Genomic DNA, 21,957 nt, shown 5'->3' with positions numbered 1-21,957 from the left:
GCCGGGGCGGCGGCCGGCGCGCTCGCCGCCGGAGCCGGCGCGGCCGCGGCCTGCGGTGTCTGCGCCGCCGCCTCGCCCTTGACGTTACCCTCGCCTTCCACTTCCAGGCGGATCAGTTCGCCGCCCACGGCCATGACCTGGCCGACTTCGCCGCCCAGCGCGACCACGCGGCCGACCACGGGCGATGGGATCTCGACCGTGGCCTTGTCGGTCATGACGTCGGCCAGCGGCTGGTCCTCGGCGACCGTGTCGCCCACCTTGACGTGCCAGCCCACCAGTTCGACCTCGGCAATGCCTTCGCCGATGTCGGGCATCTTGATGACATGAATCCCCATCTCACACCTCCATCGCGCGCTTGAACGCTTCGCCGACCCGGCGCGGGCCGGGGAAATACGCCCATTCCTGCGCGTGCGGATAGGGAGTGTCCCAACCGGTCACGCGCTCGACGGGCGCTTCGAGGTGATGGAAGCAGTGTTCTTGCACCAGCGCGATCAGTTCGGCGCCGAAGCCGCAGGTGCGCGTGGCTTCGTGCACCACGACGCAGCGGCCGGTCTTCCTGACCGAGTTGACGATGGTCTCCAGGTCCAGCGGCCACAGGCTGCGCAGGTCGATGACCTCGGCGTCGATGCCGGTTTCCTCGGCCGCGGTCAGCGACACGTGCACCGTGGTGCCATAGGTCAGCACCGTCAGCGCGTTGCCGGGGCGCACGATGGCGGCGGAGTCCAGCGGCACGGTGTAGTAGCCGGTCGGCACCACGCTGCCCGGGCGGCCGGTCCACGGCGTCACGGGACGGTCGTGGTGGCCGTCGAACGGGCCGTTGTACAGGCGCTTGGGTTCCAGGAAGATGACCGGATCGTCGTTTTCGATGGACGCGATCAGCAGGCCCTTGGCGTCGTAGGGGTTGGACGGCATCACCGTGCGCAGCCCGCAGACCTGGGTGAACATGGCCTCGGGGCTCTGGCTGTGGGTCTGGCCGCCGTAGATGCCGCCGCCGCAGGGCATGCGGATGGTCATGGGCGCGATGAATTCGCCCACCGAGCGGTAGCGCAGGCGCGCCGCTTCCGACACGATCTGGTCGGAAGCCGGATAGAAATAGTCGGCGAACTGGATCTCGCACACCGGCCGCAGGCCGTAGGCGCCCATGCCCACCGCCACGCCGACGATGCCGCCTTCGGAGATCGGCGTGTCGAACACGCGCGAGCTGCCGTACTTGGCCTGCAGGCCCTCGGTGCAGCGGAACACGCCGCCGAAATAGCCCACGTCCTGGCCGAACACCACCACGTTGCCGTCACGCTCCAGCATCACATCCATGGCCGAGCGCAAAGCCTGGATCATGGTCATCGGCGCGGACGCCGGACCAACATTGTTATCGATAGCCATGACTCACACTCCGAGCTGCTGACGTTGCCGGCGCAGATGCTCCGGCATGTCCTTGTAGACGTCTTCAAAGATGCTGGCGGCGCTGGGGACGTGGCCGTCCACCAGGGTGCCGTAGCTTTCCGCTTCCTTCTGCGCCGCCTGGATCTCGGCGTCGAGCTCGGCGCGCACCGCGTCGTGCTCGGCGTCGGACCAGATGCCACGCAGGATCAGGTGCTTCTTGAAGCGCTCGATCGGGTCGCCCAGCGGGAAGTGGCTCCAGTCGTCGCCGGGACGGTACTTGGAGGGATCGTCGGAGGTGGAGTGCGGGCCCGCGCGGTAGGTCACCCATTCGATCAGGGTGGGGCCGAGGTTGCGGCGGGCGCGTTCGGCGGCCCAGCGCGAGGCGGCGTAGACCGCCAGGAAATCGTTGCCGTCCACCCGCAGCGAGGCGATGCCGCAGCCGACGCCGCGGCCGGCGAAGGTGGCGCCCTCGCCCCCGGCGATGGCCTGGAAGGTCGAGATGGCCCACTGGTTGTTGACCACGTTCAGGATCACCGGCGCACGGTACACGTGGGCAAAGGTCAGCGCGGTATGGAAGTCCGCCTCGGCGGTGGCGCCGTCGCCGATCCAGCCCGACGCGATGCGGGTGTCGCCCTTGATGGCCGAGGCCATGCCCCAGCCCACCGCCTGGATGAACTGCGTGGCCAGGTTGCCCGAGATGGTGAAGAAACCGTTCTCGCGGTCGGAATACATGACCGGCAACTGGCGCCCCTTGAGCGGGTCGCGCTCGTTGGACATGAGCTGGCACATCATGGTCACCAGCGACACGTCGCGCGCCAGCAGGATGCTCTGCTGACGGTAGGTCGGGAAACACATGTCGCCCTGCTCCAGCGCCAGCGCGTGGGCCGAGCCGATGGCTTCTTCGCCCAGGCTCTGCATGTAGAAGGAGATCTTCTTCTTGCGCTGGGCCGTCAGCATGCGGCCGTCGAAGATGCGCGTCTTGAGCATGGTGCGCATGCCTCGGCGCAACAGCTCGTCGCTGATCTCCGGCGCCCACGGGCCGACGGCGCGGCCGTCGTCGTCGATGACCCGCACCAGGCTGTAGGCCAGGCTGCCGGTGTCGATCGCGGCGACATCAATGGGGGGTTTGGGCACCTCGCCGGGCGGCGACAGGCGCAGGTAGGAAAAGTCGGTCTTGCAACCCGGACGCCCGGTAGGCTCGGGGACGTGCAACTTCAGCGGCCCGTATTGGCTCATGAATTGTCTCCACGCTTGATCGTGTCATGCGCATTCTTCTTACCAAGACACTGCCCGGGGGGGTGACCTCGGACATTGCCATCGTCGGCCTGTGCAAAGGGATAAACATGCACGGCCGGGAGCCAGAGTAGCACAGGGCGCGGCCCCGAGACAGGGGCCGCGCCGGGCCTTGCTGGCCGCGCGGTTCGGGGCCGGCCGGCGCGCGCGGCAGGGGGTTGCACGCCCCTGCCGGCCCGCTATCACCAGCGGTAGGTCGCCGTGCCGATCACGCGGCGCGGCTCGCCGTAGAAGCAACCATAGGTGCAGTTGCCGATGTAGGTCTTGTCGGCCAGGTTGGTGGCATTGAGCGCGAATCGCCACGGCCCGGAGGTGTAGCTGACCATGGCGTCGAACAGCGTAAAGGATGGCACCTCGACCGCCGTGCCGTGCGCCAGGCCGCGCGTGCTGCCGACGTAGCGCACGCCCGCGCCGACCCGCAGCCCCGGCAGGCCGAAGGCGCCGAAGCCGTAGTCGCCCCAGACCGAGAACTGGTTGAACGGCACCGAGTTCAGGCGCTTTCCGACCTCGTCCGGTTGCAGCGGGCTGGCCTTGAGGGTGCGCGCATCGGTGTAGGCATAGGCGGCGATCAGGTTGGCGTGGCGGCCCAGGCGGGTGCGCGCTTCCAGCTCCAATCCGCGGGTGCGCGCCTGCCCTGCCTGGATCTCGTAGTTCGTGTCGAACGGGTCGGTCACGTTCACGTTCTTGCGGGTGAGCTGGTACACCGCCGCCGACAGCATGGTGTCCGCCCCCGCCGGCTGGTAGCGCACCCCGGCTTCGTACTGCTGACCGGTGGTGGGCTTGAAACGGCTGCCCTGGCGATCCTGGCCGCTGGTCGGCTCGAACGATTCGCTGTAGCTCAGGAACGGCGCCAGGCCGTTGTCGGCCAGGTAGACGATGCCGGCGCGGCCGGTGAAGGCCTGGCTCTTTTCATTGTCCGCGATCTTTTCGCCGGTGAAGAAATTGCGTTCGTTGACCGTGACCCAATCGTGCCGTCCACCCAGCAGCACCACCCACTTATCGGCGATCTTGACCTGATCCTGCAGGTACACCCCCAGGCGCTTCAGGTCGGTTTTCGAGGACGACCACGGGAACGGCGTGGCCGGTCCCAGGGGGACGCCATAGACCGGGTCATAGAGATCGATGTTGGTGTTGCTGCGCAGGTAGCGCTCGGTCTCGTGCCTGGGCAGCGAGTAGTCCAGGCCCGCCAGCAGCGTGTGGCGCAGCGGGCCGGTGGTGGCGTCGTACTGCAGCGATGTATCGGCCACAACCGCCGAAGACCGATCCCAGCGCGGCATCGCGCCGCGATCGGCGGTGTGGCGCTGGTCGGCCTGTAGCTGCCAGATGTCGGTGGAGAAATAGGTGCTGTCCGCGTGGAAGTAGCGCACGCTGTTGCGCAGCTTGAGCTGGTCCGTGAACGCGTGTTCGAACAGGTAGCCGATCGAATAGCGCTTCATGATGAACTTGTCGAAGCCAGGTTCCCCGGTGAATCGATTGCGGGGAATCCTGCCGTTGGGATTGGGCAGGACCGTGCCCTGGCCAGGCAGGCCGTAGACGTAGGCCGTGCGGTCCTCCTGGTATTCCGCCAGCAGGGTCAGCGAAGTGGCATCGCTGGGTTGCCATTTGAGGGCCGGGGCCACGTAGGTCCGGTCGTCCGGCACGTGATCGATGAAGGTGTCGCTGTCCCGCTTCAAGGCGGTCAGGCGGTAAGACCATTTACCCTCGTCATCGAGCGCGCCGCCGAAGTCGCCGGAGATCTGCTTGCGGCGGAAGTTGCCCGCCTCGACGTTCAGTTCATGCAGCGGCTCGGTCGTGGGCCGCTTGCTGACCGTGTTGATGACCCCGCCCGGCGGCGCCGCGCCGTAGAGCACCGAGGCCGCGCCCTTGAGGAACTCGACCCGTTCCAGCCCGTACAGTTCCTGCCGTCCGTTGTAGATGTTCACGGTGTACAGCGTGCCATCGCGATAGTAGCTGCCCTGACTGCCGCGAAAGCCGCGCAGGAACACGCTGTCGGAGGTGCGGTCCAGGCCTTCCGCGCGGCTCACGCCCGCCACGTAGCCCAGCGCGTCCTGCAGGCTCTGCGCCTTGAGCGTCTCGATTTCCTCGGCGCCGACCACCGTGATCGACTGCGGCGTCTCGATGATGGGCGTGTCGGTCTTGGTGCCGGTGGCGCTGACGCGGGCGGCGTAGCCATGCAGCGGGCCGGAGGGCGATTCGGCCGCGCCGGTCACGCGCACCGGCTCCAGCAGGGTGGCGTCGCCCGCCTGCGGCAAGGGCCGCGCGCTGAAGGTGCCATTGGCGGTAACACGCAATTCCAGGCCGCTGCCCGCCAGCGCCTGGCGCAAGGCCTGCTCGGCGGTGTAGGTGCCGGCCACGGCCGGGGCCTGGCGGCCCGCCACCAGCGCCGGATCGACCGACACCGCCTGGCCGCTCTGGCGCGCGATACGGGTCAGGGTCTCGGCCAGCGGCGCGGCGGGCAGATCGTAGCGCTGCGCCATGGGCGCGCCCGCCTGGGCCTGGGCGATACCGGCCGGCGCGGCCAGGGCGATGAGGAACGCGGCCGCCAGCTGCGGCGCGGAACGAACGGGGAACATGGAATCTCCTGCGACAAGGGGGGGTGCTTCAGGAGGTATGTCCAGCGAGCCCGCCGCGAGCGATCATTTTTTTTCGGCGGCATCGGCGCGCAGGTCGATGCTGACCAGCCAGCCGCCCAGCGTGGCGACCTCGATCGGCAGCGTCTGGCGCAGGGATTCCAGCACGCGGTCGGTGTCGTCCAGCGGAAACGCGCCCAGCACCCGCAGCCGGGCGGCCTCGGGAGAGATGCGCAAAAAGCCGCGCCGGTATGGCCGCAATGCCGCCACCACCTCGCCCAAAGGCTGGTCGCGCACCACCAGCATGCCGTCTTGCCAGGCGGCGGCCTCGGCCAGCGCGGCGTCCGGCGCGCCGATGCCGTGCGCGCCGAAGCGCGCGCCCTCGCCCGCCGCCAGGACGCGCCGCTGGCCGGCCGCGCGGATCTCGACGCTGTGCTCGATCACACAGGCGACACTCCCCCGCGCATCGCGCGCCACCCCGAACACCGTGCCCAAGGCCTGCACCTCGCCATCGGGACTGGCGACGATGAAGGGCCGCGCGGCGTCCGCCGCCACCCGCACGTAGACCGCGCCCTCGCGCAACCGCAGCACGCGGACGCGGTCATCGAATTGCAGGTCGACGGCGGAGCGCGCGTTCAGGGTGACCACGCTGCCGTCCGGCAGCGGATAGGCGCGGCGTTCGCCGGTGCCGGTGCGCAGGTCGGCGGCCAGGGTCCGCAACGGCGTCTGGCGATCGACCAGGGCGGCCAGCCCGCCGGCCGCCAGCGCCAGCATCAAGGCATTGCGCAGCGCCCGGCGGCGCGAGGTCGGCGCCAGCAGCGCCGCGCCGGCCGCCCGGGACGAGGCGCCCTCGCCCAGCGGCGCAAAGGTGCTGTCCAGGGCGCCGGTGACCAGGTCCCAGGCGGCGGCGTGGCGCGGGTCGGTCCGGTGCCACGCCTCGAACCGGGCGCGGTCGGCGGCGCTCGCCTCGCCCGACGACAGCTGCACCATCCAGTCGACCGCCGCCTCGACGGCGGCCGGCAGCGCGGGCGCGCTCATGCGGCCAAGCGCGCGGCCACGCACAGCGTGATGGCCTGCTTCATGCCGCGCCGGACGGTGATGGCCGACACGCCGAGCTGCTCGGCGATCTGCGGATAGGTCAGTTCGTGCAACTGGCTCAGGAGGAATATGTGGCGGGTGCGCGCCGGCAGGCGTTGCAGGGCGCGGTCGATCTGCATCAGGGCCTCGACCACCAGCGCGCGCTGTTCCTCGCTGGGCGCGCAGGCCTGCGGCAGGGATTCGAGGCTGTCGAGATAGGCGCGCTCGAGCTCGCGGCGGCGCCAGAAGGTATACAGCGTGCGCTGCGCCAGCGTGGTCAGGAACGCGCGGGGTTCGTGGATCGGCTCGGTCGGGCGGCCGGCCAGCACCCGCACGAAGGTGTCGTGCGCCAGGTCGGCGGCGTCATGGCGGCAACCCAGCCGGCGCCGCAGCCATTCCAGCAGCCACGGATGATGGGCCTCGTACAGCTGGGCGGCGGGGTGCGGCGTCGGCTGCGCGGGATGGGACATGGCGGGGAATGGGATGGCGGGCTAATCAACAATAAGAATTATTGTCATTTATTGGTGGCCGCGCAAGCCTGCCCGGTGCAGCCGGACGGCGAGCTACGTCGGCGCGGCTGGGCGGCTTGGCTGGGCGGCTTGGCTGGGCGGCTTGGCGGGGCGGCTTGGCGGGGCAGCTTGGCGGGGCAGCTTGGCTCGGTGGCTTGGCGGGGTGGAGCGCATCTGGCCGACCTCTATACTTGCGGCATCCGATTCCCCTGGGAAACCAATGTGCCTCGATTGACCACCTCGAAATGGTTCAGCTGGACCGGCATTGTGTTTGCCGCGCTTTACCTCGCCATCGTCATCCTCTGCATCGCCGGCGCGCTGTCGGCCGACGGCGACGACAAGGGCCGCTTCATTCTGCTGCAACTGCCCTTGGCCTTTCAGCTTGCGCTGCTGCACGACCTGAACCTGGACCGGCTGCTGGGCGACCTGTCGTGGACCGGCGGCTACCTGCTGATCGGGCTGCCCACGCTGGCCCTCTTCTATTTCGTGGGCTGGGGCCTGGAGAAACTGGTGCGCGCGGCCTTCCGGCCCATCGCGTCGCAACGGTAGGCAACGGCACCCGCAAAGCAAAAAACCGGCCAGCGTGAACTGACCCCCGAGTGTTGGACTTGATCCAACCTTCGGGGGTCAGTTCATTGAGGGCCCAGTTCTTTTTTCGAAGCGCGACGCGCCTCAGGCCGGACCGGTCCACTCGGTGACGAACTCGCGGTAGTCCGGGCGGTTGGCCGGCGGCACCGCGCACGCCGGGGTGCCAATGGCCAGGAAGCCGAGGAAACGGTAGTCGAGCGAATCCAGGCCCAGCGCCGCCTGCACGTCTTCAACGTAGGTGCCGATGCCGGTGCTCCAGAACGCGCCGTAGCCCAGCATGTGGGCGGCGTTCAGGATGTTCATGGTGGCGCAGCCGGTGGCCAGCAGTTGCTCGGCCTCGGGGATCTTGGTGTTGTCGTGGGCGATCTTCTGCGCCACGGCGACGAATAGCGGCACGCCGGCCATCCACTCGCGCACCGACTTTTCCTTTTCCGGCGTCATGCGCGGATCGCCGCTGCGCTTGACGGCTTCCAGCGCCACGTCGGCCAGCTTGCCGATGGCCTCGCCCTGGATCACCACGAAACGCCACGGGCGCAGCGCGCCGTGGTCGGGGGCCGACATGGCGGCCTGCAGGATCTGTTCGAGCTCGGCGGGTTTGGGCGCCGGACCCCGCAGGAACTTCACGGAACGGCGCGAGGTGATGGCATGCAGGGGCGTGGCGGTGGCGGTCTGGGTCATGGAGTCAGGCACAAGTTACGGAATTCTGGCGGTTTCCCAAATGGGAAAGAGAAGGGTTCTCATATTACGCCATGGCCGCGCGGGGGACGGCTATCCCCCTGCCCGGCGCATGGCGACTGGCGGATTCAACCCAGGTGGGTATGGCGTTCCTGGCGTTCCTCGACCTGCATTTCCGACAGGCCGTGCAGGATGCCGCAGTCTTCCGCGTCGGGCCGCGCCGACAGGCAGCGCTGGCGCAGATCGGTCAATTGCGTCTTCAACTGGGTCAGCTCGGCGATGCGCTCGTCCACGTGGGAGATGTGCTCATCGAACAGTTCATTAATGGGGCCACATCCTGCCTGGTGATTGTCGGCCAGCGACAGGATGGCGCGGATCTCGTCCTGCGTCATGTCCAGCGCGCGGCAGTTGCGGATCAGCCGCAGGCGCTCCAGGTGGGGCTGGCCGTAGCTGCGGTAGTTGTTCAGGCCCCGTTCCGGGGCGGGCAGCAGCCCTTCCTTCTCGTAATACCTGACGGTTTCGACCGTGGTGCCGGCCGCCGTGGCCAATTCGCCGATACGCATCGTGCCTCCCGGACGCATCCGATGGATTCAAGGGGTTGACCCTATAGTAACTCCAAGGTGTGGAATACCGCCAATGGATAACGAAAAGGCAACGCGAATGTCTTGCGCAACGAACAAACATACCGATCCCACCGCTTCCGGACGGCCGGACGCCTGCTGCGGCACGAAGGCCCCGGCTGCGTCCGGCGGGCATGACCACGCCGCCGGCGGATGCTGCGGCCCCGCGCAAGGCAAGGCCGCCGCGGCCGACGGCCATCGCCACGAAGGCGCCGGCCATGCCCACAATCACGGCCACGATCACGGCCACAATCACGGCCACAATCACGGCCACGATCACGATCACAATCACGGCCACGATCACGATCACAATCACGGCCACGATCACGATCACAATCACGGCCACGATCACGATCACAATCACGGCCACGATCACGATCACAATCACAGCCACGACCGCGATCACGGCCATGCCCATGCGCGGGCGCATGACCACGGCGCCTCGGCCTGCTGCGGCCACGATGCCGGCAACATCCAGATGTCCGCCGGCGGCGCGGCCGTGCTGCAGGCCGGCCCGGGCCAGTTGCTGGCGCGCCTGCGCATCGGCCAGATGGACTGCCCGACCGAGGAAACGCTGATCCGCAAGAAGCTCGACAGCGTCGACGGCGTGCACGCGCTGGACTTCAACCTGATGCAGCGCATCCTGACGGTGGTGCACGCCGAGGGCGCGCTGGAGCGCATCACGGCGGCCATCAAGTCGCTGGGCATGACGCCTGAACCGCTGGCCGACGACGCGCCGCGCACGCCGGCCCCGGCCGCCGCGCGCGTGAACTGGTGGGCCATCGGCGGCGCCGGCGTGCTTGCCGCGCTGTCCGAAGCCTCGCACTTCGCCGGCATGCACTGGGGCGTCACCGCCGCGCTGGCGGTCGCCGCCATCCTGGCCTGCGGCATCAGCACCTACCGCAAGGGCTGGATCGCCGTGCGCAATGGCAACCTGAACATCAACGCGCTCATGAGCATTGCCGTCACCGGCGCGGTGCTGATCGGCCAGTGGCCGGAAGCGGCCATGGTGATGTTCCTGTTCAATGTGGCTGAACTGATCGAGGCCCGTTCGCTCGACCGCGCCCGCAACGCCATCCGCGGCCTGCTGGACCTGGCGCCCGAAACCGCCACCGTGCGCCAGGCCGACGGCAGCTGGCAATCGGTGCCGGCGGCGCAACTGCGGATCGACGACGTGGTGCGCGTGCGACCGGGCGAACGCATCGCCGCCGACGGCATCATCGTCAGCGGCCGCTCGGCGGTGGACCAGTCCCCCATCACGGGCGAAAGCCTGCCGGTGGAAAAGGCCGAGGGCGATCAGGTGTATGCGGCCACCGTCAACACGGCCGGCTCGTTCGACTACCGCGTCACCGCGGCGGCGGGCAACACCACGCTGGCGCGCATCATCCACGCGGTCGAACAGGCCCAGGGCGCGCGCGCGCCGACCCAGCGCTTCATCGACCGTTTCTCGCGCATCTACACGCCCGCCGTGGTGGGCGTGGCGGTGCTGGTGGCGGTGCTGCCGCCGCTGCTGTGGGCGCAGCCCTGGTTCGACGCGATCTATCGCGCCCTGGCGCTGCTGATCATCGCCTGCCCCTGCGCCCTGGTGATCTCCACGCCGGTCAGCATCGTCAGCGGCCTGACGGCGGCCTCGCGCCGCGGCATCCTGGTCAAGGGCGGCGTGTACCTGGAAGAAGGCCGCAACCTGCAGTGGCTGGCGCTGGACAAGACCGGCACGCTGACCCATGGCAAGCCGGTGCAGACCGACCTGCAGGACTGGGACGTCTCCGACCTGACGCGCCAGCCCGCTGCGCGGATTGCCGCCAGCCTGGCGGCGCGCTCGGACCACCCGGTCTCGCTGGCCGTGGCCAACGCCGCGCGCGACGCCGGCAAGACGCTGCTGGACGTGGACGACTTCACCGCCCTGCCCGGCCGCGGCGTCAGCGGCAAGGTGGACGGCGTGCTGTTCCAGTTGGGCAACCGCCGCCTGATGCGCGAGCTGGGCGTGTCGGACGCCAGGCTGGAAGCCCGTTTCGACGAACTGGAACAGCAGGGCAAGAGCGCCATCGCGCTCAGCGATGGCCAGCGCGTGCTGGCGCTGGCGGCGGTGGCCGACACGGTCAAGCCCACCAGCGCGGCCGCCATCGCCGACCTGCACGCGCTGGGCGTGCGCACCCTGATGCTGACGGGCGACAACACGCCCACGGCGCAAGCCATCGCGCGCCAGGTCGGCATCGACGAAGCGCGCGGCGACCAGCTGCCGGAGGACAAGCTGGCCGCCATCGAAAGCAAGCTGGCGCCCGCCGGCAAGGTCGGCATGGTCGGCGACGGCATCAACGACGCCCCGGCCCTGGCCCGCGCCGATATCGGCTTCGCCATGGGCGCGGCCGGCACCGGCACCGCCATCGAAACGGCCGACGTGGCGCTGATGGACGACGACCTGCGCAAGATCGGCACCTTCCTGCGCCTGTCGCGCGCCACCCACCGCGTGCTGGTGCAGAACATCGCGCTGGCGCTCGGCATCAAGGTGGTGTTCCTGGCGCTGGCGATGACCGGCAACGCCACGCTGTGGATGGCGGTATTCGCCGACGTCGGCGCCAGCCTGCTGGTGGTGGCCAACGGCTTGCGGCTGCTGCGGGCCGCCCCGGCGGCGAACTGAAGCGGCGCCCTGATGCGAAACGCCCCGGCAGGAATCTCCTGCCGGGGCGTTTTTCCACATCGGCGCGGCGCCGCGCTCCCGCGCCGTCCGATCGTTCAAGGCGCACTGCCCGGGAAGGCGGCCGGGGCCGCCTCGATCATGCGGGATGCAACGCCGATCGTGCCGCGTGTCAGCCCGTCTGTTCTTCCTGCGGCCAGTCGCGCAGCACCGGCGCATCCGGCGCGCCCGGCCCGACCTCGCGCAGGTGATCGTGCTGCAGCAGCGCCATGCGGTAGGCGTCGCGGTAGGCGCCGTTGGAAAAGAACTCTTCCTTGAGCAGCCCTTCGATCTGGAAGCCGCAGCGCTCGTAGATGTGCACGGCGGCGCGGTTGTCCTTGTCCACCACCAGGTAGACCTTGTGCAGGTTCAGCACGCGGAAGGCGTAGCCCACCGCGATGCGGGTGGCGGCCTTGGCGTAGCCGCGCCCCTGGTAGCTGGGCGCGATGATGATCTGGAATTCAGCGCGGCGGTGGATGTAGTCGATTTCCACCAGTTCCACCAGGCCGGCCGGCTGGCCGGTGTCGTGCTCGATGATGAAGCGCCGCTCGTTCTGGTCATGCAAGTGGCGGTCATAGAGGGCGACCAGTTCGTCGTAGGCCTCGTAGGGCTCTTCGAACCAATAACGCATGATGACGTCGTTATTGTTGATCTTGTGCACGAAGTGCAGGTCGCCGCGCTCCAGGGGGCGTATTTTGATATCGGATATTACCGACATAGAAACCTCCGAAAGTGCTGCCATTGTAGCTGACATCGCCCTGAAAAGCCCATTGCATGGCGATTTCACCAGAAGAATGGCTTGTTTATTGACCTACAGCAGAAAAATGGCTGAAAAAGCGCATGAATACTGGAACTTTCAATATTCACGCGCCGCCATCCGTAACGAAATCCACCCGCGGCCCGGGCCGGGCATTGCCCCCTACCCTCGGCACACATGCCGCCATTACGGCGCCGCGAATGCCGGCAGGCGCTGTTCGATGCGACGCACCACCTCGTTGGCGGCCGATGACAGCGGCCGCCCCAGACGCAGCAGCATCTGGCACTCGGGCGCGCTCAGGATCGGATGCGCGATCGGCAGCGCCACCAGTTCGCCGCTGGCCAATTCGTGGTGCACGCCCAGGTTCGGCATCAGCGTCACCCCGGCGCCGCTGATCGCGTACTGCTTGAGCACGCGCAGCGAATTGGTGGTCAGGCTCGGCGTCAGGTGGATGCGTTCCGTGAACTCCAGCAGGTCGACCGCCTGGCGCAAGCCATACGGCGCGGACATCAGCGCGAATGGATACGGCAGGATGTCGGCGATGGTGAGCGGCGCGCGGCGCCGCGCCAGCGCATGGCCGGGCACCGCCAGCAGGCAGACCGGATGCTTGCGGCTGGCGCGGCAGCGCAGCCGCGGATCGACCGGCGGGTTGTAGGCCAGGCCGATGTGCGCGGCATCCGAGGCCACCGCCTCGACCACCTCGTTGACCGAGCCGACGTTGACGCTGACGTTGATGCGCGGGTGTTCGATGCAGAACGGCCCCACCACGTGCTCCATCAGGCTGTCGATGAAGCCTTCGCTGATCATCAGGTGGACGTTGCCGCGCCGCATGCCGCGCAGTTCCTGCAGGCGCGTGTTCAGGTGTTCCTGTTGCGCGCGGCAGGCGCGATGGTATTCCAGCAGCATGTCGGCGGCCTCGGTCGGCGTCAGTCCGCGCGCGCGGCGCTCGAACAGCGCCACGCCCAGTTCCTTTTCCAGCAACTGGATCTGGCGGCTGATGACCGACGGCGCGGTGCCGAGCTTGTCGGCCGCGCCGCGGATGGAGCCACAGGCCACCACCTCGTTGAAATACCTCAGCCGCGTCTGGCTGATTTCCGCCATGGTTTCCCCTTTTGTGGTTATGGACGTCCGGCGCCAGGAACCCGCCGCCCGCCATGGTTTGTCATGGAGGCCGGGACATGGCCGGCGTCTTTTTCCGTTGCCCGTATGTTGCTCTGAAGGCAACGATAATTTATCACTCAGGTCATTGTTTCGAACACTGCGTGCTCGCAATATGGACGCCGCGCGGACCCGCCCCGGGAACCGCCGCCATCCCAACCACCGCGGCGGGCGCAGACCCGCCCGCGAGGAGACACGCAATGCCCCATCAGGCCACGCCAGGCGCCGATCCGCGCCTGGCTCCGCTCTATCGCAAGATCACCTGGCGGCTGCTGCCGTTCCTGCTGCTCTGTTATGTGTTCGCCTACCTGGACCGCATCAACATCGGTTTCGCCAAGCTGCAGATGCAGCAGGACATCGGCATCTCGGATGCCGTCTACGGCCTGGGCGCGGGCATCTTCTTTCTTGGCTACGTGATGTTCGAGGTGCCCAGCAACCTGCTGCTGACGCGCATCGGCGCGCGCCGCACCATCAGCCGCATCATGGTGCTGTGGGGCCTGACCTCGGCCTCGATGCTGTTCGTGCAGGGCGAATGGAGCTTCTACGTCCTGCGCTTCATGCTGGGCGTGTTCGAGGCCGGCTTCGCCCCCGGCATGATCTTCTACCTGACCTACTGGTACTCGCAGTCGCGCATGGCCGGCGTCATGGCGGTGGTGATGCTGGCCGGCCCGATCGGCGGCATCGTCGGCGGGCCGGTCTCGGCCTGGATCATGACGGCCTTCTCCGGCGCGCACGGGCTGGATGGCTGGCAATGGATGTTCCTGCTCGAAGGCCTGCCCTGTGTGCTGCTGGGCGTCATCGCCTTCCGCTACCTGGACGACAAGCCGGCCGAGGCGCGCTGGCTCAGCGCCGAGGAAAAGGCGCTGCTGGCCGCCGACCTGGACAGCCGCGGCGCGCACAAGAAGCACGCCTTCGCCCAGGTGCTGCGCGATCCCGCCATCTACGGCATGGCGCTGACCTACTTCTGCCTGATCTGCGGCATCTATGCGGTCAGCTTCTGGCTGCCGACGCTGCTCAAGCTGGCCGGGGTGCAGGACACCATGCAGATCGGCCTGTACTCGGCGATCCCCTACGTGGCCGCGGCGGTCTTCATGCTGTGGTTCGCGCGCAGTTCCGACCGCATGCGCGAACGCCGCTGGCACACGCTGGTGCCCGCCCTGCTGGCCGGCGTGGCGCTGTGCATCGCCACCGCGGCGCCGACGCAATTCGCGCTATCCCTGACGGCCATCACGCTGGCCACGGGCTTCATGTGGGCCGCCTACACGGTATTCTGGGCGATTCCGTCGCAGTACCTGCAAGGGGAAGCCGCGGCGGGCGGCATCGCGCTGATCAACAGCATCGGCTTGCTGGGCGGCTTTCTCAGCCCGTCCATCATCGGCTGGGTCAAGGAATCCACCGGCAGCCTGGCTGGCGGCCTGTATGCGATCTCCGCCCTGCTGGTGGCCGGCGCCCTGCTGCTGCTGGTGAATCGTCCCGCCCAATCCGCGCCCGTGCGCGCCTGACGCTCAAAGGAATCGATCATGCACATTCTGGTGGCTGGCTTCCAGCACGAGACCAATACCTTCGCGCCGTCCAAGGCGGCCTATGAGAACTTCGTGCGCGGCGAGGGCTTTCCCGCCATGGTGCGCGGCGAGGACATGCTGGCGCTGCGCGAGGTCAACATCCCCGCCGGCGGCTTCATCAACGCCGCGCTGGCGCAGGGCCACACCGTGCGCACGGTGATCTGGGCCGGCGCCAGCCCGTCGGCCCACGTCACCCGCGATGCCTACGAACGCATCGCCGGCGAGATCGTCGACGCGGCGCGCGCCGGCGGCTTCGACGCCATCTACCTGGACCTGCACGGCGCCATGGTGGCCGAGCACCTGGACGACGGCGAAGGCGAACTGCTGGCGCGGGTGCGCGCGCTGGTCGGCCCCGGCGTGCCGGTGGTCGGCAGCCTGGACCTGCACGCCAACGTCACCGCGCGGATGCTGCGCGAGGCCGACGGCCTGGCCGCCTTCCGCACCTACCCGCACGTGGACATGGCGGTGACCGGCGAGCATGCCGCGCGCCTGCTGGCCGCGCGCGTCGCGGCTGGCGACAAGTGGGTGCGCGCCGAACGCCGCCTGCCCTTCCTGATTCCCATCAACGGCATGTGCACGATGCTGCAGCCGTCACAGGGCGTGTACGAAGAACTCGAACGCCTGGAGCGGACGCCGGGCGTGGCCTCGATTTCGTTCGCGCCGGGCTTTCCGGCGGCCGACTTTCCCGAATGCGGCCCGGTGGTGTGGGCCTACGGCACCGACGCCGACGCGGTCGAACGCGTGACCGAGGCGCTGTACCAGCGCGTGCTGGAACTGGAACCGCAATGGTCGCCCGACTTCCTGGCGCCGGCCGACGCCGTCAAGCGGGCCCAGGCGCTGGCGGCGGGCGCGTCGCGCCCCGTGGTCATCGCCGACACCCAGGACAATCCGGGCGCGGGCGGCGACGCCAACACCACCGGCATGCTGCGCGCGCTGGTCGAGGCCGACGCGCAGAACGCCGCGCTGGGCCTGTTCTACGATCCCGAGGCCGTGCGCCAGGCGACCGCCGCCGGCATCGGCAGCAAGGTGAAGCTGCGCCTGGGCGGCCAGTCCGGCGTGGCCGGCGACGCGCCGTTCGAGGGTGAATTCGTGGTCGAGACGCTGTCGCCGGGCAAGCTGCGCTTCGATGGCCCGATGATGAACGGCATGGACGTGGACCTGGAGGCGGTGGCCGGGCTGCGCCTGGGCGGCGTGCGCGTGGTGGTCAGCGCCACCAAGTCGCAGATGCTGGACCGCAACCTGTTCCGCGTCGGCGGCGTGCAGCCCGAGGAGATGGCGATCCTGGTGGTGAAAAGCTCGGTGCACTTCCGCGCCGACTTCCAGCCGATCGCGCATGAGGTGCTGGTGGCCAAGGCCCCGGGCCCGATGCAGGCCGATCCCGCCGACCTGCCCTGGACCCGGCTGCAACCGGGCATCCGCATCAAGCCGCTGGGGCCGGCATTCGCGGCTTGAATTCGCGCCTTGAATTCGCGCCTTGAGTTTGCTCGTTGAGTTCGAGGCCTGACCGGGCGCCCTCATACAGACACGCCGGCCCCCGCGAACGCGGGCCGGCGCGCGGGAGCGGGTCTTGAACGGAAAGCGGATGGAACGCGGACGGCCGCGTCCTACTTGAGCTTGCCCTGCGGGCTGACGAAATCTTCCAGCGTCAGCCCTTTTTCCTTGAGGATGGCTTCCAGCAGCGGCTGCAGCTTGCCCAGGCTTTCCTGGACCGTCTCGCGCACGGTGTCCACCACCACCTGGGTGCTGCGCTCGATCTCGATGTTGACGTGGTCGCCCACCTGCTTGTCCTCGAACACCGTCATGCGGCGGGTCTCGGGGATCAGCCAGACTTCGAACCAGCCTTCGGCGCGGTTGACCTCGGACACGGTCAGGCTGGCGCCGTTGATGGCGATGTAGCCCTTGGCGAACACGTACTTGCGGAAGGCCTCGGGGATGCTGAAGCGCATCAGGCGGTTGGTGTCCGAGGACTTCACCATCACCACTTCCGAGGTGAAATCGACGTGGCCGGAGAGCGGATGCCCGCCGATCTCGGCGCCATCCTTGGCGGCGCGCTCGACGTTGGCGCGGTCGCCTTCCTGGTAGCTGCCCAGCGTGGTGATGGCCAGGCTTTGCAGCATGACATCGAAGGTGGCCTGGTTGGCGTCGAGGATTTCGGTGACCGTCAGGCAGACGCCGTCGGTGGAGACGCTGGCGCCGATCGCCAGGTCCTTGCAGAAGCCGTCGGGAAACGCCAGCGTAAACGTGCGCAGGCCTTCGCGGTCCGCGATTTTCGCGATCTTCGCGGTGCCTTGGACAATACCGGTGAACATGCTGATCCTGGATACGGGGCGTGGCGCCCCTGGCAAAACATCAAAGGTAACCGATATTTTGCCACCGGGCGCCCGCCCCTGTCGGGGCGGCACGCCCGGCCGCCGCCGGATCAGTGGCGGATGGCGATGGTCTTCAGGGTGGTGAAGCCGTACAGCGCCTCGAAGCCCTTTTCACGGCCGTAGCCCGACTGGCGCGAACCGCCGAACGGCAGTTCCACGCCGCCGCCGGCGCCGTAGTTGTTGACGAACACCTGGCCGGCGCGCAGCTTGCGCGCCAGGCGCAGCTGGCGGCCGCCGTCGCGGGTCCAGACGCCGGCCACCAGGCCATAGAGCGTGCCGTTGGCGATTTCCAGCGCTTCTTCCTCGGTGTCGAACACCATCGCGGCCAGCACCGGGCCGAACACTTCTTCCTGCGCCAGCCGGCTCTTGGGCGGCACGTCGCGGAACAGCACCGGCGGCTGGTAGAAGCCGCTGTCCGGCGCGCCGTCCTTGAGCTTGCCGCGCGCCGCGACCTTCAGGCCCTCGGCTTCGGCCTCGGCCAGGAAACCGCGCACGCGGTCGTGCTGGCGGGCGCTGATCAGCGGGCCGACGTCCAGGTCCTGCGCGGCCGGGCCGGTGACGGTGGCCGCGAACGCCTCGCCCAGGCGCGCCAGCACTTTCTCGTAGACGCCGCGCTGGATCAGCACGCGGCTGCCGGCCGAGCAGGTCTGGCCGGCGTTCTGGATGATGGCGGCCAGCAGCACCGGCATGGCGGCGTCCAGGTCGGCGTCGTCGAACACGATCTGCGGCGACTTGCCGCCCAGCTCCAGCGTCACTGGCACGTGGTTCTCGGCGGCGGCGTGCGCCACCATCTTGCCGGTCTGCGGCGAGCCGGTGAACGAGATGTGGTCGATGCCCGGGTGCGCCGACAAGGCGGCGCCGGCCTCGTGGCCGTAGCCGGTGCAGATGTTCAGCGCGCCGGCCGGCAGGCCCGCCTCGGCGGCGATCTCGGCCACCTTGAGCAGCGACAGGCAGGCGTCCTCGGCCGGCTTGACCACGCAGGCGTTGCCCGCGGCCAGCGCGGCGCCGACGCTGCGGCCGAAGATCTGCAGCGGATAGTTCCACGGCACGATGTGGCCGGTCACGCCATGCGCTTCGCGCACGGTCAGCACGGTAAAGCCCGGGGTATAGGGAATGGTCTCGCCGTGCAGCTTGTCGACCGCGCCGGCATAGAACTCGAAATAGCGCGCCACGGCGGCCGCGTCGGCGCGGGCCTGCTTGATCGGCTTGCCGGTATCGGCCGATTCCAGCTGCGCCAGTTCCTCCTGGCGGTCCAGCAGCGCGAAGGCGATGCGCATCAGCAGGCGGCTGCGGGCGGCCGGGGCCATCTGGCCCCACTCGCCCTCGAAGGCCGCGCGCGCGGCGATCACGGCGCGGTCCACGTCCTGTTCGCCCGAGCGCGCGATGGCTTCGAATACCTTGCCATCGGACGGGTTCAGGACAGGAATGGTTTCACCGCTGGCGGCGGGCACCCATTGATTGGCGATAAAGTTCTTCTGAGTCACGATGTGCGGAGTAAAGTAGCGGCCGGCTGGCCGGTTGCGGAACGCGCGCGGATGCTGGGTCTCCTGGCGCGGCCGGGGGAATCGGCGCGCCGCCCGGCGTCGAATGCGCGCGGTGTGGTTTTGGGGCGTAACGGGATTCAGCCAAGGTAAGGGAGCGCTCCACAACTTGTCAATTGAATTGACAGCTTTCGTCCCAAGCTTCAGGATATTTTTCGTCCGATTCGGGTTATCCCTAGGAATTCAAGGCCGTCGAAGCGTTCGCTCAGCGCGGAACGCTTCGGCTCGATTTGTCATGACAGAGAACAAACCTGGCGTGCGCGCCACAGGAGCAAGGCCATGAGCAAACTGCGCGATCCGCAGCTGGACAAGCTGCTTACCGCGGCTAGCCGGCCGCGGCCGGAGCTGGACGTGCTGGCCGAAGTGGCCTCGGGCCTGGGCTACGTGCGCGCCGAACGCTTCGCCGAACGGGTCTACGAAAGCCTGTTCTACGCCATCGCCACGGGCAAGATCGCGCCGGGCGCCAAGCTGCCGACCGAGCTGGAACTGGCCGCGCTGTTCGAAGTATCGCGTCCGGTGGTGCGCCAGGCGCTGGACCGCCTGCGTGAAGACCAATTGGTCGAGTCGGTGCGCGGTTCGGGCAGCTACGTGCGCGCCAAGCCCGACCTGATGGGCGGCATGCCCGCGGTTGACCCCGCGCGCCGCGTCGGCCACATCCTGGAAGGGCTGGAATTGCGCATGGTGATCGAACCGGAATGCGCCTACCTGGCCGCGTTGCGCCGCACCGACGACGACCTGCTGGAAATGGACCGCATGCTGGCCGGCTACGAAGCCGCCGACGCCGCCGGCGCCATCGCCCACCATCACGACTATGGCTTTCACCGCGCGATCGCGGCGGCCACCGGCAACCAGCGCTTTGTGCAGGTGCTCAAATCGCTGGAGTACGACGTCAGCCACGCCGTCAACATGATGCGCCACCTCGTCCACAGCGAACCCTGGAAGCGCACCCGCGCCGCCATCGACGAACACCGCCAGATCTACCGCCTGATCCGCGAACAGGATGCGGAGGGCGCCCGCAACATCATGCGCGCGCATATCGAAAAAGCCCGCAGCCGCATGCTCAACAGCGGCTCGGAACATTGAGGCGGCGCCGGCGCTGCCCCGTCCGCGCGGCGGCTCACGCGGCCCGTCCGGCGCCACCGCATTTTTCCTGACCCGATTCACTGCCTGATTTCCGCCTGATTCCCCACCATGCCCAGCCTTCCCCTCCCCCTGGACCAGCAACTCGTCATCGTCACCGGCGCCAGCCGCGGCCTGGGCGCGGCCATTGCCCGCGCCTTTCTGCGCGAAGGCGCGCGGGTGGTCATCAATTATCTGAACAGCGACGCCGCGGCGCGCGAACTGGCCGCCACCGCCCCGGACCGCGCGCTGGCCGTGCGGGCCGATGTGCGCGATGCCGAGGCCGTTGCCGCCATGGTGGCGCGCGCCAGCGAGCATTTCGGCCGGCCGGTCGGCACCGTGGTCAACAACGCCCTGCCCGCCTTCCAATTCGACGGCGACGCCCGTCCCCACGCCGACACGCTCGACTGGGCGCGCATGAACGCGCAACTGGAAGGCAGCGTGCGCGCCGCCCTGAACACCACCCAGGCCGTGCTGCCGTCGATGCGCGCCGCCGGCGGCGGCCGCATCATCAACGTCGGCACCAACCTGGTCCAGAACCCGGTGGTGCCGTACCACGACTACACCGCCGCCAAGGCCGCGCTGCTGGCGTTCACGCGCACGCTGTCGCACGAGTTGGGCGCGGACGGCATCACCGTCAACATGGTGTCCGGCGGGCTGCTGCGCACCACCGACGCCTCGGCCGCCACGCCGGCGGCGGTGTTCGACCTGATTGCCGCCAGCACGCCGCTGCGCGAAGTGACCACGCCCGAACAGTTCGCCGACGCGGTGCTGTTTTTCGCCAGCCCGTGGTCGCGCGCGGTGACGGGGCAGAATTTGATTGTGGATGGGGGGCTGGTCAAGGGGTGATGCCGGCGCCGCGCGGTGCGCCCGCCGGGCACGGTATCATCTGGCCCAGATAACGGCGGCTCCCCCCGTATCAGACTTTTATGGGACGCCGTCACGCGCCGTCCGCCAGCGCGCCGCCAGGCGTCCGGCACGGCCAGCCGCAACAATATTCGGTCGGACCCGCAACATGAAACTCGCCACCTGGAACGTCAACTCCCTGAACGTGCGCCTGCCGCAAGTGCTGGACTGGCTGGCCGCCAATCCCGTCGACGTGCTGTGCATCCAGGAACTGAAGCTGACCGACGACAAGTTTCCCGAGGATGCCTTCAAGGAAGCCGGCTACCACGCCGCCTGGGCCGGTCAGAAAACCTACAACGGCGTCGCCATCGTGTCGCGCGTGCCGGGCACGTCCATGGTGCGCAACCTGCCCACCTACGAGGATCCGCAGCAGCGCGTGCTGGCCCTGACCTTCCCCAGCGCCGACGGCGACGTGCGCGTGGTCTGCGCCTATTGCCCGAATGGCCAATCGGTCGGTTCCGACAAGTATGCCTATAAGCTCGAATGGTTCGCCGCCATGCGCGCCTGGCTGGCCGACGAGATCAAGCAGTTCCCGCGCCTGGCGGTGCTGGGCGACTACAACGTCGCGCCGGCCGACGAGGACGTGCACAACCCCGAGAAATGGGAAGGCCAGGTGCTGGTCTCCGAACCCGAGCGCCAGGCGCTGCGCGACCTGATCGACCTGGGTCTGGCCGACTCCTTCCGCCTGTTCGAGCAGCCCGAGAAATCGTTTTCGTGGTGGGATTACCGCCAATTCGCGTTCCGCCGCAACGCCGGCCTGCGCATCGACCACATCCTGCTGTCGGCGCCGCTGGTCAAGCGCTGCACCGCCTGCGTCATCGACAAGGAACCGCGCCGCAACGAGCAGCCGTCCGACCACGCGCCGGTGGTGGCCACGCTGACGTTCGATTGAGCGAAGAATCTTGTTCGCCAGCTTGCACGGCGCGCGCAAATTCCTGTATAGTTGCGTTCTTGCTTGATTTGGGGCGGTAGCTCAGCTGGGAGAGCGTCGCGTTCGCAATGCGAAGGTCGGGAGTTCGATCCTCCTCCGCTCCACCACTTCAAGCTCCAGAGTGATCTGGGCAAGTCCAGGACAGCGCCTTAAAAGGCGCTGTTTTTGTTTGGGCGCTGTTTTTGTTTGGGCGCTGTTTTTGTTTGGGCGCTGTTTTTGTTTGGGCGC

At 68.4% G+C, this 21,957-nt stretch carries 19 protein-coding genes and 1 tRNA gene; 8 read left to right on the top strand and 12 right to left on the bottom strand.

Annotation, left to right across the window (positions count from 1 at the left end; genetic code table 11):
- The 6 genes from HV742_RS25855 to HV742_RS25830 all read right to left on the bottom strand — a co-directional run.
- The coding region (locus HV742_RS25855; protein WP_302478817.1) for a biotin/lipoyl-containing protein at nt 1-335 on the bottom strand (335 nt) is incomplete at its 3' end.
- 1 nt (nt 336) lies between these two features.
- On the bottom strand, nt 337-1,380 hold the full coding sequence (locus HV742_RS25850; protein ID WP_049074516.1) for an alpha-ketoacid dehydrogenase subunit beta: 1,044 nt from the start codon (nt 1,378-1,380) through the stop codon (nt 337-339).
- Between the two features lie 3 nt (nt 1,381-1,383).
- Complete coding sequence (locus HV742_RS25845; protein ID WP_026382699.1) at nt 1,384-2,616, bottom strand: 3-methyl-2-oxobutanoate dehydrogenase (2-methylpropanoyl-transferring) subunit alpha; 1,233 nt, start codon at nt 2,614-2,616, stop codon at nt 1,384-1,386.
- A 239-nt stretch (nt 2,617-2,855) separates the two neighbouring features.
- Nucleotides 2,856-5,246 (bottom strand): TonB-dependent siderophore receptor, encoded by a 2,391-nt coding sequence (locus tag HV742_RS25840; RefSeq protein WP_217482420.1) that lies wholly within the window; start codon nt 5,244-5,246, stop codon nt 2,856-2,858.
- A 63-nt stretch (nt 5,247-5,309) separates the two neighbouring features.
- Nucleotides 5,310-6,281, bottom strand: a complete 972-nt coding sequence (locus HV742_RS25835) for a FecR domain-containing protein (RefSeq protein WP_175146707.1) — start codon at nt 6,279-6,281, stop codon at nt 5,310-5,312.
- Nucleotides 6,278-6,790, bottom strand: coding sequence for a sigma-70 family RNA polymerase sigma factor (locus HV742_RS25830; protein WP_068951269.1), 513 nt, complete (start codon nt 6,788-6,790; stop codon nt 6,278-6,280). Before HV742_RS25830 ends, HV742_RS25835 begins: the two co-directional genes overlap by 4 nt.
- A gap of 261 nt (nt 6,791-7,051) precedes the next feature.
- Here HV742_RS25830 and HV742_RS25825 point away from each other — a divergent pair, with 261 nt between their 5' ends.
- Entirely contained in the window at nt 7,052-7,378 is a 327-nt protein-coding gene (locus HV742_RS25825; RefSeq protein WP_175146706.1) for a hypothetical protein, read from the top strand.
- Between the two features lie 123 nt (nt 7,379-7,501).
- Here the strand turns inward: HV742_RS25825 and HV742_RS25820 are convergent, their stop codons facing one another.
- On the bottom strand, nt 7,502-8,095 hold the full coding sequence (locus HV742_RS25820) for a nitroreductase family protein (RefSeq protein WP_054415999.1): 594 nt from the start codon (nt 8,093-8,095) through the stop codon (nt 7,502-7,504).
- A gap of 125 nt (nt 8,096-8,220) precedes the next feature.
- Nucleotides 8,221-8,655: a Cd(II)/Pb(II)-responsive transcriptional regulator gene (gene cadR / locus HV742_RS25815; protein WP_006386392.1), complete on the bottom strand. Its 435-nt coding sequence runs from the start codon at nt 8,653-8,655 to the stop codon at nt 8,221-8,223.
- 97 nt (nt 8,656-8,752) lie between these two features.
- On the opposite strand from cadR, the gene HV742_RS25810 reads away from it, so the two are divergent.
- Entirely contained in the window at nt 8,753-11,350 is a 2,598-nt protein-coding gene (locus tag HV742_RS25810) for a heavy metal translocating P-type ATPase (RefSeq protein ID WP_175146705.1), read from the top strand.
- Nucleotides 11,351-11,519: 169 nt separating this feature from the next.
- Here the strand turns inward: HV742_RS25810 and speG are convergent, their stop codons facing one another.
- Nucleotides 11,520-12,104, bottom strand: coding sequence for a spermidine N1-acetyltransferase (speG, locus tag HV742_RS25805; RefSeq protein ID WP_049074529.1), 585 nt, complete (start codon nt 12,102-12,104; stop codon nt 11,520-11,522).
- 225 nt (nt 12,105-12,329) lie between these two features.
- Entirely contained in the window at nt 12,330-13,244 is a 915-nt protein-coding gene (locus HV742_RS25800; protein WP_059269996.1) for a LysR family transcriptional regulator, read from the bottom strand.
- Nucleotides 13,245-13,501: 257 nt separating this feature from the next.
- On the opposite strand from HV742_RS25800, the gene HV742_RS25795 reads away from it, so the two are divergent.
- Nucleotides 13,502-14,803, top strand: coding sequence for an MFS transporter (locus HV742_RS25795; protein WP_175146704.1), 1,302 nt, complete (start codon nt 13,502-13,504; stop codon nt 14,801-14,803).
- Between the two features lie 18 nt (nt 14,804-14,821).
- Nucleotides 14,822-16,315, top strand: coding sequence for a M81 family metallopeptidase (locus HV742_RS25790; RefSeq protein ID WP_049074532.1), 1,494 nt, complete (start codon nt 14,822-14,824; stop codon nt 16,313-16,315).
- Between the two features lie 152 nt (nt 16,316-16,467).
- On the opposite strand, the gene HV742_RS25785 is transcribed toward HV742_RS25790, so the two are convergent.
- Complete coding sequence (locus HV742_RS25785; protein ID WP_100502500.1) at nt 16,468-17,172, bottom strand: riboflavin synthase subunit alpha; 705 nt, start codon at nt 17,170-17,172, stop codon at nt 16,468-16,470.
- 110 nt (nt 17,173-17,282) lie between these two features.
- Nucleotides 17,283-18,716, bottom strand: coding sequence for an aldehyde dehydrogenase family protein (locus HV742_RS25780; protein WP_100508378.1), 1,434 nt, complete (start codon nt 18,714-18,716; stop codon nt 17,283-17,285).
- Between the two features lie 336 nt (nt 18,717-19,052).
- Here HV742_RS25780 and HV742_RS25775 point away from each other — a divergent pair, with 336 nt between their 5' ends.
- The 4 genes from HV742_RS25775 to HV742_RS25760 all read left to right on the top strand — a co-directional run bounded on the left by HV742_RS25775 (nt 19,053) and on the right by HV742_RS25760 (nt 21,836).
- Complete coding sequence (locus HV742_RS25775; protein WP_049074539.1) at nt 19,053-19,856, top strand: FadR/GntR family transcriptional regulator; 804 nt, start codon at nt 19,053-19,055, stop codon at nt 19,854-19,856.
- A gap of 108 nt (nt 19,857-19,964) precedes the next feature.
- Nucleotides 19,965-20,741 (top strand): 3-oxoacyl-ACP reductase, encoded by a 777-nt coding sequence (locus HV742_RS25770; protein WP_054416007.1) that lies wholly within the window; start codon nt 19,965-19,967, stop codon nt 20,739-20,741.
- Nucleotides 20,742-20,907: 166 nt separating this feature from the next.
- The gene (xth, locus tag HV742_RS25765) at nt 20,908-21,690 is read left to right on the top strand and encodes an exodeoxyribonuclease III (RefSeq protein WP_068951276.1); all 783 of its coding nucleotides are present in this window, start codon (nt 20,908-20,910) and stop codon (nt 21,688-21,690) included.
- 70 nt (nt 21,691-21,760) lie between these two features.
- A tRNA-Ala gene (locus HV742_RS25760) sits at nt 21,761-21,836 on the top strand.
- Nucleotides 21,837-21,957: the final 121 nt, after the last annotated feature.

The organism is Achromobacter ruhlandii (genome assembly GCF_902859695.1).
In the GTDB taxonomy this organism is placed as follows: domain Bacteria; phylum Pseudomonadota; class Gammaproteobacteria; order Burkholderiales; family Burkholderiaceae_B; genus Achromobacter; species Achromobacter ruhlandii.
The sequence above is the reverse complement of the archived record's forward strand: the minus strand, read 5'-3'. Positions and strand labels throughout refer to the sequence as shown.

Coding starts and splice junctions, on each gene's coding strand:
- HV742_RS25840 (WP_217482420.1), bottom strand. CDS start 5,246: ATGTTCCCCGTTCGTTCCGCGCCGCAGCTGGCGGCCGCGTTCCTCATC.
- HV742_RS25795 (WP_175146704.1), top strand. CDS start 13,502: ATGCCCCATCAGGCCACGCCAGGCGCCGATCCGCGCCTGGCTCCGCTC.
- HV742_RS25850 (WP_049074516.1), bottom strand. CDS start 1,380: ATGGCTATCGATAACAATGTTGGTCCGGCGTCCGCGCCGATGACCATG.
- HV742_RS25775 (WP_049074539.1), top strand. CDS start 19,053: ATGAGCAAACTGCGCGATCCGCAGCTGGACAAGCTGCTTACCGCGGCT.
- HV742_RS25800 (WP_059269996.1), bottom strand. CDS start 13,244: ATGGCGGAAATCAGCCAGACGCGGCTGAGGTATTTCAACGAGGTGGTG.
- HV742_RS25830 (WP_068951269.1), bottom strand. CDS start 6,790: ATGTCCCATCCCGCGCAGCCGACGCCGCACCCCGCCGCCCAGCTGTAC.
- HV742_RS25820 (WP_054415999.1), bottom strand. CDS start 8,095: ATGACCCAGACCGCCACCGCCACGCCCCTGCATGCCATCACCTCGCGC.
- HV742_RS25790 (WP_049074532.1), top strand. CDS start 14,822: ATGCACATTCTGGTGGCTGGCTTCCAGCACGAGACCAATACCTTCGCG.
- HV742_RS25845 (WP_026382699.1), bottom strand. CDS start 2,616: ATGAGCCAATACGGGCCGCTGAAGTTGCACGTCCCCGAGCCTACCGGG.
- speG (WP_049074529.1), bottom strand. CDS start 12,104: ATGTCGGTAATATCCGATATCAAAATACGCCCCCTGGAGCGCGGCGAC.
- cadR (WP_006386392.1), bottom strand. CDS start 8,655: ATGCGTATCGGCGAATTGGCCACGGCGGCCGGCACCACGGTCGAAACC.
- HV742_RS25810 (WP_175146705.1), top strand. CDS start 8,753: ATGTCTTGCGCAACGAACAAACATACCGATCCCACCGCTTCCGGACGG.
- HV742_RS25785 (WP_100502500.1), bottom strand. CDS start 17,172: ATGTTCACCGGTATTGTCCAAGGCACCGCGAAGATCGCGAAAATCGCG.
- xth (WP_068951276.1), top strand. CDS start 20,908: ATGAAACTCGCCACCTGGAACGTCAACTCCCTGAACGTGCGCCTGCCG.
- HV742_RS25835 (WP_175146707.1), bottom strand. CDS start 6,281: ATGAGCGCGCCCGCGCTGCCGGCCGCCGTCGAGGCGGCGGTCGACTGG.
- HV742_RS25770 (WP_054416007.1), top strand. CDS start 19,965: ATGCCCAGCCTTCCCCTCCCCCTGGACCAGCAACTCGTCATCGTCACC.